Source organism: Collinsella aerofaciens (assembly GCF_039062315.1).
In the GTDB taxonomy this organism is placed as follows: Bacteria; Actinomycetota; Coriobacteriia; order Coriobacteriales; family Coriobacteriaceae; genus Collinsella; species Collinsella aerofaciens_BG.
In genome coordinates, this window is sequence record NZ_JBCJBG010000009.1 from 1 (window position 1) to 11,525 (window position 11,525).

Below are 11,525 nucleotides of genomic sequence, written 5' to 3' on the forward strand. Positions count from 1 at the left end.
TTACCTCAGCTGGATAGAGGGTCTGACTACGAATCAGAACGTCATAGGTTCGAATCCTATACGCCGCACCAATTGAACTTGAAGCCTCCGGCAACGGGGGCTTTTCTTTTATGTCGCCGCTGCATGGATTCGAACCTCGGTCGAGGCGCGAGCGCCAAGAAAACGCGGAGCGTTTTTAGCGAGCGGGCGAGCACGCCGGCAGGCGGGCGAAGCCGGTGCGGATCCGCGCAGCGGATGCGCGGAATCCTATACGCCGCACCATTTGAGATTAAAGCTCCCGGCAACGGGGGCTCTTCTTTTATGTCGCCGCTGCATGGATTCGAACCTCGGTCGAGGCGCGGGCGTGAAGCGGACGATTTCTTATCGACTCGTGTAAGATTCCGAGTAGGTATCGCGGCCCATCCGCGACCACTCCTTCTCTCAACGACCGATCAGGGTGATATTTCGTGGCAGAGCGTCCGACATACAAGCTCAGGTTTCTCGATCCCAAGAAGCGCTTTCCGGCGATACCCGAGCAGCCTGCGGGACGCTCATATGGCGTGGTCTGGAAACTCTTTGGCGAGGATCAGCATGAATCTTGTTATGTCGTCGAGTTCGTTGGCAAAAGTCATGTGTCGCTTTTGGGCTACGTAAGCGTTTCGGGTGAGGTGTACAAGGTGGACCGCCCCGTCAGCGAGGCTCCGCTGCCCAACGATCCCGACATGGAACTGGTCCTTGACGAGTCGGACTCCAGTATTGGTGAGATTATGGTAAGGGAAGCCAACGGTGCAATGCACGCATGTGCGCAAACTGTCGGTTCTCCCGAAGGCCCCATGCGCGAGCGGTCCGACCACGAGACATGGAATTCGATCCGCGCCCTTCCTTACGGCGAGTTCATGGCATCGATGTTCCTGCGCTACGTGATATTTGCCAACTCCGAAAGCGCTATTGCGAACACGGCGGGCGTCGACGGTCTCGATGCGGACATGCAAAACTTTGTCGACAAAATAAAGCTCGTAAAGCTGCCCGAGCCGGTCGAGGTGTTTTTGGGCTTTAACACGGCACCGCTCCCCGATGCTATCGAGACGCTGCTTTACCGCGTTGACCATGCCGAGAATCCGAGTGGTATCGAGCGTTATGCCGCCGCCCTTATGAGCGAGGTCGACTTGCCCCGTTTGCGCACCATTGCCGCCAAGTCAGAAATGAGCCTAGCGCGCATCGACCGGTCAAAGTTGTTCTATCTCAATTTTGATCGTAGCCTGTTGGACCAGGACGAGATTGACATGCTGCTTGCCATCGAGTGCCGTCTCAACCGCCTCTCCGGCATCCTTGAGCGCATCGGGGCCGGATTGGCCCCTGCGGCATCCTCGCCGAGCCTTGAGGGCTGCGCGCTCTTTGATGCGTGGCATATCGCCAAGACGACCAACGATGTTCCCCGACTGCTCGATACGGCTTCGAGCGATAACCCGTGGGCCAAGCCGGGAACGGTTTCGTGCCAGCCGGGCGGCGAGTGGGACGTGCGCACCCGTTTTGCGCGAATCGTTGAGGCGCTCAACGTGGTCACGCGGCTCGACTATACCTATCGGGCAAACGTTGCCGAGGGGATTATGCTCGTTCGGTTTGGGCAGTCTGTCGTTGATGCCATGCTGCAACGTGAATACGACGCTCAGGATGACGCCTGGCGCGAGCTGGACGAGGACACGCGCGCGATCTGGGCCGCGGAGCACGATGCGCGCGTGGCACTCACGCTTGCGGCAGCGTGTTTTGCCGCGGGCACCTGCATCACGCGCTGCTATGTGCAGATTGCTGCTCCCGACAGTGAGCAGGGCGAGCGCGTTGTTGCAACGTATTTCTTTGGGCGCGCGGCCTATCTGGCCGATTGCGTGCCTGTCGCCAAGGATCTTGAGAGCATGGACATGGACGATATGCCGTGCAAGCGTGTGCTTGAGGCGTATGAGTCAACCGCTCCGGAGACGATTGAGCCTGCGGAGGTTCATGCTCGTCCGCGTGATGACCATCGCACGCTGCCGCCGGCGCTGCGCGATCTGCTGCTTGCCGATACGGCTGACGAGTTGGAGGTCATGGAAGAGGACGACGACCCATACGTGGCCCGTGTTGTTGAATTGCGCGAGCAGGCAAAAGTAGACCGTACAGGTGCTTTTGAAGGCTTTTCCCGTCTTGTCGAGGAGTTGGAGGCTAAGTGCACTGTCGCCGAGCTTTTGGCGACAGGTCCGGTTCAAACGCAGTTTTGCGATAACCAGCTGGTGCGCATGGTGTTACCGGTATTGGAAGAAGACGACTCTGTGCGAATCCTTCGTGCGCCCGATGCGCTGTACTTTGCCCAGCACGAGATCTGCAGCTTTTACGCCGAGCAAGAGGACTTTGAACGAGCACTGCCCGAGGTGCGCCATCTTTACGATCTGGCGCGCTCGTCCATGCAATCGCACTTTGCGCTCATCAACGTGCTTGCGCGTCTGGAGCGCTTTGACGAGATTATCGAGGTGGCGCGCCACGGCCTACGTATTGCCAGCGATCGTTCTGCAATTGGCTACCTGTTCTATCGCTTGGCGTTTGCCTATTGGAATTGCGATCAGCTCGACCTAGCGCTGGCTTGTTACCGTCTAGTGCCGCGCGGCGAGGAGTCGGGCAGCAGCGCGCTGGAAGAAATGCAGGGCCTTATGAACGAGATGGGCGTCAGCGAGCCTCCGACGTTCGAAGAAGCGGTTGAGACCATCCACAAGGCTGGACTCGAGCTGCCGCCAGTGTCCGCCGTGACGAATCAGCTGGCAGATGCCGCTGTTCAACTGGTCGACAACGGCTTCTTTTTCCTGGCACGCGGTTGCATCTTCCAAATGTGGCGCACTATGGGCAACGACGAGCTCGGCTCCCTCAACCGCTCGCTGGGGTAGGGGCGATATAGAGGGGCCGCACCGCGCTATTTGTATCGGCGCGGGCGGGAGGACCCGACAGAATCGGTAAGGCATAAAGCCGCCGAGCCTGCTAAAACTGTTAAACTCTGCTAAAGTTGCTAAACTTTGTTAAAGTTGTTAAAACTGGCAGAGGAGGTCGAATGTCAAAAGCTATTAATCCCTTTAAGCCAACAGCGGGCATGAATCCACCTGAGCTTATCGGACGCGACGCTGTTTTGGATGACTTTGCCGAAGCTCTTGAGAATGGCCCTGGTGCCCCCGATCGACTCATGCGCATCTCGGGTGTCCAAGGCACGGGTAAAACGGTGCTCCTCAACGCATTGGGCGATCTTGCGCGCAAAAAAGGATTCGAGGTTGTCGACGTCGCCTCAAATGCCGGTTTTTGCGACAGAATTCTCGAGGCTCTGCAGCGAAATGTTCGTCTTGCATCAATGTCGATTTCCCCATCGATTTTAGGAGTCAGCCTTGGCTCCGTAGAGCTGTCGAAGTCAGCCTCTCATCTGGGGGAGGCGATGTACGATGCCGCGAAGCGAGGTGGTTTGCTCATCACACTCGATGAGATTCAGGACGCCTCAACTGAGGAAATGCGCGAGCTGGGTAATGAAATGCAGCTCTTGATTCGCCAAGGGGCGAATGTCGCCTTTGCATTCGCTGGTTTGCCAACCTCGGTGGATGGCGTGGTGGTGGATGATACGTTGACGTTCCTTCAGAGGGCGAAGCATATCGAGCTCACGCGGCTTTCAGATTTTGAAGTCGGCGGATCGTTTGAGGATACGATGAGGCGTGCGGGCAAGGAACTCGACGAAGGCGTTGCTGAGCTTTTAACAAAGGCTTCGGCAGGCTATCCCTTTATGGTCCAGTTGGTCGGATATTACGCTTGGCAGGTTGCTGCGCGCAGCGGGTCGGAGAGCGTGAGTGAAGAGGCGGCTCGCAAGGGTGTCCAGGCGGCTCTTGATAGTTTCAATGCCATGGTGATTGCCCCCGCGCTGCGCAGGGTGTCGGAGCGGCAGTTTCAATATCTCGCGGCGATGGCGCAATGCGAAGGCGGCGAGATTACGAACGGTGATATTGCCAAAAAGATGGGATTGCCGGCGAATAAAGTCGGGTCGTATCGCAAACGTCTGATCGATACGGGACTGATTGAGCCTGCCGGCTACGGCTGTGTTTCGTTTGCAATTCCGTACATGCGCGATTATCTGTTGGAGACCATTCGAGCGGACTAATAAAGACTGGAGGCATCGACGCCGCCGCTGTGGTTGCCCCCGCATCTTTGTCTCAATCTGTAACATCTAGAGGGGATTACGGCATGCAGGTGTTTCAGATTGAGACATTTGCGGATGGCGCTGACTGTTTGTCTAAATCTGTAACATCTGGACGAAGATTCGGCCTGTAACTGTTACAAATTGAGATGATTGGCTGAGACGTCTACTGGCAAATCGGAATCGCTCCAAAATTCCCCCTTGCCCATCCTTGGCTGTTTGGTTACTATAGAACGGCTGTTACGGAGAGCTGACCGAGAGGCCGAAGGTGCTCGCCTGCTAAGCGAGTATGCCCCAAAAGGGCATCTGGGGTTCGAATCCCCAGCTCTCCGCCAGTTTAACTTTAAAGAAGGGTCCCATCGGGGGCCCTTTTTTATTATCGAGAAAGGGCGCTGGGGATTCGAACCCGAGAGGGCACGGGCGTTAAGCAAACGCGAAAGCGTTTGTAGCCCGTGGGCGAAAAGCCGCCAGGCTTTGAAGCCGGAGGGCATGCGTAGCATGCCCGGACATCCCCAGCTCTCCGCCAGTACGAATTTGAAGAAGGGTCCCATTTGGGGCCCTTCTTTTGTGTGGAGAAAGGAGGCTGGGGATTCGAACCCTCAAAAAGGAGGCATCCTTTCGGACACCTCCTTTCAGCGAGTGTATTGTTCTTCGATCTTACATCTCGGGCGCCTTGGCGACGGTCTCGCTTTCTGCCGTGAGTGGGCGGTTGTCGATGCGGCGGCCCAGGCGGTCGAGCTTCACAAGGAGCCACTCAATGGGATTCGGCCCTGCGCCTTCCTCGTCAGCAACCAGGTCCATGACGGCGATCTTGGTGCCGTCCTGCTTGAGTGTAACGCTGCCCACCTTGTCGCCCACATGCACCGTGCCCGAAAGATCGTCGTAGCTAACCTTTTCGGTCACCTCGCCGGCAAGAGAAAACACGGTCGCTTGCGCCGTGGGATCGGCGAGCGTGGCGTCGATTGTCTTATCCGTCCAGTCGGTTTGACTAATGCGCGCCATAAGCGGGTTGCCGTTGACGGTCTTTTCTTGCGTGTTGGCGATTGCGACCGTCACCTTGTGGTCGTAGTACCAGTTGGCAAGGGTGGCGGTATCGGTAAAGCGCTGATCGGTGGTGGTGGAGTTCAAAATAACGGTGTAGATCTCGTCGCCGTCGCGGTTGTAGGCGCTCGTAAAGCAATAGCCCGCGTCGTCGGTGGTGCCGGTCTTGCCGCCGATGTTGCCATCTTGGCCCAGCAAATAGTTATGCGTGTCCATGGAATGCGAATGGTCGGTGCCGTCGGCGCCCGTGACTTCGATCCAGGAATCCTCGCTCGCTACGACCTCGCGGATCGTGTCGTTTTTCATGGCCTCCTGCATCATCAGCGCTACGTCGTGTGCGGTTGAGTGCATATTGCCAGCCCACTCATCAAAGTCCAGACCATGCGGGTTTTCAAAAAGCGTACCGGTGCAGCCGAGCTTCTTAGCGCGCTCGTTCATGGCCTTCACAAATGTGGCCTCGGCGTCTTTGGTCTTAGGGTCGATTTTCTTGCCCACATATTCGGCGAGCACGATGGCGGCGTCGTTGCCCGAGGGAATCATCAGGCCGCGCAGTGCCTGCTCCACGGTAAGCTCGTCGCCTTCGAGCAAGCCGGCGGTCGAATTACCCACAGTGGCTGCGGCGTTGCTCACCGTGACCTTCTCGTCCATCTTGCAATTCTCGACGGTTAGGATTGCGGTCATGACCTTGGTGATCGAGGCAATCTTGACCTGCTCATCGGCGCCGCGCCCATAGTAGACGGTGCCGTCTTTGCCCATGACGAGGGCATTGGTCGCATCGATATCGGGCAGGTTTTCGGCCGTGATGCCGCGCGCATCGGCGGTTTTGCCGCAAACATTGTCGGTCGTGAGCACTTGGGCGCCGGCGACGGTGGGCGCGCCAGCGGCAAGGGCGATAGCGCAGACAAAGCCGGCGGCAAGCTGGGCTGAGCGCTTTGCAAAAGAGGTGAGGGACTTCACAGATTTCGCTTTCGACGGGATGGTCTCTTCTGAAACTAGAGTATATCGTTTGCCGGCGTCGGCGATCATCGCGTGCGCGCTTGGCCCACATCCGCACCCGAACGGGCACAAGGGTGCTTAAGGCCGACTTAATCACCCACGCTTGTTGTGTGTGGCGTGCGTCGCCTCGGGCATAATGGAGCGCGAGAGGAGCACGCATGAACGAGCGCATTTTGGTAGTTGATGACGAGAAGGCCATCGCCGACTTGGTTGGCATCTACCTTACAAAAGAGGGCTTTGATGTCCAGATTGCCTATAGCGGGGCCGATGCTGCCAAGGCGATTTTGGAGCAGGAGTTCGATCTGGCGCTGCTTGATGTCATGCTGCCCGATATCGATGGGTTTGAGCTGCTGCGTACGATCCGTTCCAGCCATACCTATCCCGTGATCATGCTGACGGCGCGCGATGCCCAGCAAGACAAGATCGGGGGCCTTTCGCTTGGCGCGGACGATTACGTAGTTAAGCCGTTCCGTCCGCTGGAGCTCATCGCGCGCGTGCACGCTCAGCTTCGCCGCTACACCAGCTACGGTAGCCGTGCACAGGCGGCCGAGTCGCCGACCATTCAGCTCGACGGCTTGGAGATCAACCGCGATGCTCGTTCCGTGACAGTGGACGGTTCACCGGTTCGCCTCACGCCCACCGAGTATTCAATCTTGCTGTATCTGGTCGAGCATCGCGGCAGCGTGGTGGCCGTGGAGGACCTGTTCCGCGCGGTGTGGAACGAGGACTTTATGCCCGGCTCCAACAATACGGTGATGGTGCATATTCGCCACTTGCGCGAAAAGATCGGCGACGACGCACAAAAGCCACGCTTTATCAAAAACGTCTGGGGCGTCGGCTACATCATCGAATAACGCTTTTCGCTTGTGAGGATCTTGATATGACAAAAGACGATAGGCAAGCGTTCGAGGTGCCCGATCGGCTCTTTGAATACGTGAGGTCGGTCGTCGACAACCGCGCGCTTGCAACGGTGCTGCTCTTTTTGCTGAGCCTGCTGCTGATTGGCATCGACAACATCGTCGGAATCTTGGCGGTGCTGCTTGTCGGCTTTTTGCTGATCGATCGATTTGAGATCGTGCGCCGCTGCATGGTGATTGGCGGCGCCGCGTGGGCCATGACGTTGGCGATTGGCGCCATGGCGCTCGGCGGCATCGAAGGGCCGGTGCTGTTCGATGCCGGCTTTGTATTCAACATGCTTGGGTTTGTGCTGGCGCTTGCCGCGTGCGTGCTGTTCTTGTGTGGCCGCGCCCTGTACTATCAGGGCTACGAACAGGGCGAGCAGCATGCCGATTGTGTGCTGGCCGCTCGTATTCAAGATCGTCTGATCGATCACCCCGACACCTGGGACAACATTGACGGTGACTTCTTGGAGGTCGAGGGCGCCCTTAACCGCGTGCGTGACCGTGAGCGCAAGGTGCAGCAAGCTCTGCGTGACGAGTCGCATCGCAAGGACGATCTGGTCACGTACTTGGCACATGACCTACGCACCCCGCTTGCCAGTGTGGTGGGCTATCTTTCGCTGTTGCAAGAGGCTCCTGAGCTGCCGGTTGAGCAACGTGCGCACTTTACGGGCGTGGCTCTCGACAAGGCGCACCGGCTCGATGCGCTCATCGAAGAGTTCTTCGATATCACGCGCTTTGACTTCCACGATATCGTGCTCACGCGTGGCTATGTTGATCTGGGGTTGCTGCTGGCTCAGGTGGCTGACGAGTTCTATCCCATCCTCAACGAGCAGCATAAGGAAGCCCAAGTTGATATTCGCGAGGACCTGACGGTGCTCGTGGATGGCGACAAGATGGCTCGCGTGTTCAACAACATCATGAAAAACGCTATTGCCTATAGCTATGAGGGCTCGACCATCACGATCGAGGCCAGACGCCGGGACGACGGTGGCGTGCGCGTGCGCTTTATCAATCAGGGCGATCCCATCCCTGAGGCAAAGCTCAAGGTGATCTTTGAGAAGTTCTATCGCCTGGATGCGGCGCGTGCGACCAATCGCGGCGGCGCTGGACTGGGGCTTGCCATCGCCAAGGAGATCGTATGCGCGCACGGCGGTACCATCGCATGTGAATCGACGCCCGAGCATACTGTTTTTACTATCGAGTTGCCCGCCACGTAGCGTAGGCGCCCTTACAAACACTTGACAATGCGCTCACGTGCATATGAGCCGCGATTCCTACTATCGATACTGCTGAATTGATATCGATGTGGAGGTATGCGGTATGACGGCTGCTGCGGCTGTGGAGCCCACGGAGCTTGAAGAACTCATGAAAGCGCAGGTCGAGGCCGCGCGCGAGCGCGAGGTTGGGGATGCGACTCGCCCCACGGCAGAGGATCTTGCCGCCTCGCCGACGCGTATCGATGTCGAGGGCCTCGACCTGTTCTATGGCGACCACCATGCGCTCAAGGACGTGAATATCAAGATCCGCGACAAGCAGATCACCTCGTTCATCGGGCCTTCGGGCTGCGGAAAGTCCACGTTGCTGCGCTGCTTTAACCGCATGAACGACGGCATCAAGGATTGCCGCATCGAGGGCAAGATTGCGCTCGATGGTCAAGATATCCTGGGCGACTACGACATCTGCCGCTTGCGCCAGCGCGTGGGCATGGTGTTTCAGCGCCCCAACCCGTTTCCCATGAGCATCTACGACAACGTCGCGTATGGTCCGCGCGGTATGGGTGTGCGCGATCGCGCTGCGCTGGATGAGCTGGTCGAGGACTCCCTTCGTCGCGCTGCGCTATGGGATGAGGTCAAGGACAAGCTCAAAGAGTCGGGTCTGGGTCTTTCGGGCGGCCAGCAGCAGCGTCTGTGCATCGCCCGCGCACTTGCCGTGCAGCCCGACATTCTGCTGATGGACGAGCCGACCTCGGCACTCGACCCTGTGTCGACGCTGGTGGTGGAGCAGCTGGCCTGCGAGCTCAAAGAGACCTGCACGCTCGTGGTCGTTACGCACAATATGCAGCAGGCGGCGCGTATCTCCGATTCGGTCGCATTCTTTTTGCTGGGTGAGCTGGTGGAGCACGCGCCCACCGCGCAACTCTTCAAGAATCCGACCGATCCGCGCACGGCGGATTATTTGACGGGGCGTTTTGGCTGATACCATCTAGTAAAGGTACCTTTAGGGTTAAGATGCGGTCATGCCGGCCGCAAAGGGGTTCAACATGATCTATTACGTCGAGGACGATGACAACATCAGGGATTTGACGGTCTATGCGCTGCGCAAGCAGGGGATTGAGGCCGAAGGCTTTTCGTGCGACGGTGAGTTTAAGGCTGCCGTGGCGCGACGGGTACCCGATGCCGTCCTGCTCGACATCATGCTGCCCGATACCGATGGCTTGGCGATTATGCGTCGACTGCGTGCCGATCGCCTGACGGCGACGGTGCCCATCATGATGCTTACCGCCAAGGATACCGAGCTCGACAAGGTGATGGCGCTCGATGGCGGTGCCGACGATTACCTGACTAAGCCGTTTTCGCTCATGGAGCTCGCCAGCCGCTGCCGCGCACTGCTGCGTCGCGGCGGCATGGTCAAACAGGCAAGCGATGTGCTCAGCGTGGGCGACATTGTGCTCTCGCCCAGCCATCGTGAGGTGACTGTTGCCGGCGAGTCGCTTAAGCTCACCCTGCGCGAGTTCGACCTGCTCGAGTACCTCATGCGCAAGCCCGGCGTGGTCTTTACCCGCGAGTCGTTGCTGCAGAGCGTGTGGGGCTGGGACTTCGACGGCGGTTCGCGCACCGTTGACGTGCACGTGCAGACGCTTCGCCAAAAACTGGGCGAGCATGCCAGCGCCATCGAGACCGTGCGCGGCGTGGGCTACCGCTTGGCCGAGCCTTCTGCCGGTGATGGTGCCGAAGGTGACGACACCGCGGCCACCGCATCGGAGGAGTAACCCGTGGTCTTCGCCCCCCAGGGAAAACATACGCTGTCGCACCGCGTTTTTGTGACGATCTTTGTCTGCGCCATGGCGGTTATCGTGGCGTTTACGGTGCTGGGTGCGTTCTTTGTGCAAAACACCTTGGCGGATGCCACGAGTGCCAACCTGGCGCAAGAAACCGAGCTCATTGCTGCCGCCCTCGACGAGCAGCAGGAGCCCATCCCGTTCTTGCGTAGCCTCGATCGAGAGGACTTGCGCATCACGCTGATTAACAAGGATGGATCGGTTGCCTACGACAACGAGGCGTCGCCTTCCACACTGCCCAACCATGGCGATCGCCCCGAGGTCATCGAGGCCTTTGAGAGTGGTTCGGGTTCCGCGGAGCGCGCAAGCTCTACGCTCGACGAGATTATGCTGTATCGCGCCGTCGCCCTTGATAACGGCCAGGTTGTCCGCTTGGCGCAGGCCCAGCCTGGCGTTGCGGCGATTTTGCTGTCGATGGTGGCGCCGATGCTGCTTATCGCAGCAGCGGGTGCGGTACTCTCGTTTTTTATGGCGCGCCGCGAGTCCCGTGCCATCATCGCGCCGTTGCAAGAGGTGGATTTGGACCACCCACGCCGTAGCTATGAGCACGCCTATGCCGAGATGGTCCCCATGCTTGAGCGTATTGAGTCGCAGCGCCAGGAGCTCAAGCGCCAAATGGCGGTGCTGGCGGACAACGACCGTATGCGCCGCGAGTTCACGGCGAATATCACCCATGAGCTCAAGACGCCGCTTACGGCGATTTCGGGCTATGCCGAGCTCATCGCAAACGGCATGGTCGAGGGCGAGGGCGACCTGCGCAACTTTGGCGGTCGCATCTATCGTGAGGCGGGCCGCTTGGCAGCGCTTGTCAACGATATCCTTACGCTGTCTAACTTGGACGAGGCCGAGCGTGCAACTGAGGGCGAGGCGGTGCCCATTGGTTCCACGGAGCCTATTGAGCTCTCGCGTGCCATCTACGCGGTTGAGCAGCGTCTTGAACAGGTCGCCCGTCAGGCGAATGTGACGATAAGTCATGAGACCAAGCCTGTGGTCATCGAAGGCGTGTCGCGCTTGATTGACGAGCTCATCTATAATCTGGCGAGCAACGCCATCCGCTACAATCGACCCGGCGGTGCGGTTACGCTGCAGTGCGGCACCAACGACGAAGGCCATCCGTTCCTTGCGGTCGCCGACACGGGAATCGGTATCGCGCCTGAAGAACAGGGCAAGGTATTTGAGCGGTTCTATCGCGTGGACAAGAGTAGGTCCAAGGCGCGCGGCGGAACCGGTCTGGGGCTTGCAATTGTCAAGCATGCGGCCCTGTATCATCACGCCACGCTCGATTTGTCGAGCGAGTTGGGCGTGGGAACCACCATTACGGTGACGTTTCCCATACGGCAGGACGAGCCATTCGCATAGC

Annotated in this window: 8 protein-coding genes and 1 tRNA gene; 8 read left to right on the forward strand and 1 reads right to left on the reverse strand. The window is 58.6% G+C overall.

The genetic code is table 11. From position 1 onward, the window contains the following. Window positions 1–446: 446 nt before the first annotated feature. From ABCP74_RS06005 to ABCP74_RS06015, 3 genes are all read left to right on the forward strand, one after another. On the forward strand, window positions 447–2,888 hold the full coding sequence (locus ABCP74_RS06005; protein ID WP_343001552.1) for a tetratricopeptide repeat protein: 2,442 nt from the start codon (window positions 447–449) through the stop codon (window positions 2,886–2,888). A 161-nt stretch (window positions 2,889–3,049) separates the two neighbouring features. Then, the gene (locus tag ABCP74_RS06010) at window positions 3,050–4,132 is read left to right on the forward strand and encodes an AAA family ATPase (RefSeq protein ID WP_343001551.1); all 1,083 of its coding nucleotides are present in this window, start codon (window positions 3,050–3,052) and stop codon (window positions 4,130–4,132) included. A gap of 280 nt (window positions 4,133–4,412) precedes the next feature. After that, window positions 4,413–4,503, forward strand: a tRNA-Ser gene (locus tag ABCP74_RS06015). A 322-nt stretch (window positions 4,504–4,825) separates the two neighbouring features. Here the strand turns inward: ABCP74_RS06015 and ABCP74_RS06020 are convergent. Then, window positions 4,826–6,166: a D-alanyl-D-alanine carboxypeptidase family protein gene (locus tag ABCP74_RS06020; protein ID WP_343001550.1), complete on the reverse strand. Its 1,341-nt coding sequence runs from the start codon at window positions 6,164–6,166 to the stop codon at window positions 4,826–4,828. Between the two features lie 197 nt (window positions 6,167–6,363). On the opposite strand from ABCP74_RS06020, the gene ABCP74_RS06025 reads away from it, so the two are divergent. From ABCP74_RS06025 to ABCP74_RS06045, 5 genes are all read left to right on the forward strand, one after another. Further along, window positions 6,364–7,059, forward strand: a complete 696-nt coding sequence (locus ABCP74_RS06025; RefSeq protein ID WP_006234805.1) for a response regulator transcription factor — start codon at window positions 6,364–6,366, stop codon at window positions 7,057–7,059. Window positions 7,060–7,085: 26 nt separating this feature from the next. Further along, window positions 7,086–8,324, forward strand: a complete 1,239-nt coding sequence (locus ABCP74_RS06030; RefSeq protein ID WP_343001549.1) for a sensor histidine kinase — start codon at window positions 7,086–7,088, stop codon at window positions 8,322–8,324. Between the two features lie 103 nt (window positions 8,325–8,427). Next, on the forward strand, window positions 8,428–9,303 hold the full coding sequence (gene pstB, locus ABCP74_RS06035) for a phosphate ABC transporter ATP-binding protein PstB (protein WP_343001548.1): 876 nt from the start codon (window positions 8,428–8,430) through the stop codon (window positions 9,301–9,303). Between the two features lie 64 nt (window positions 9,304–9,367). After that, a complete protein-coding gene (locus tag ABCP74_RS06040; protein ID WP_050766101.1) occupies window positions 9,368–10,096 on the forward strand; it encodes a response regulator transcription factor in 729 nt (242 codons plus the stop codon). 3 nt (window positions 10,097–10,099) lie between these two features. Further along, window positions 10,100–11,524, forward strand: a complete 1,425-nt coding sequence (locus ABCP74_RS06045; RefSeq protein WP_055285945.1) for a sensor histidine kinase — start codon at window positions 10,100–10,102, stop codon at window positions 11,522–11,524. Window position 11,525: the final 1 nt, after the last annotated feature.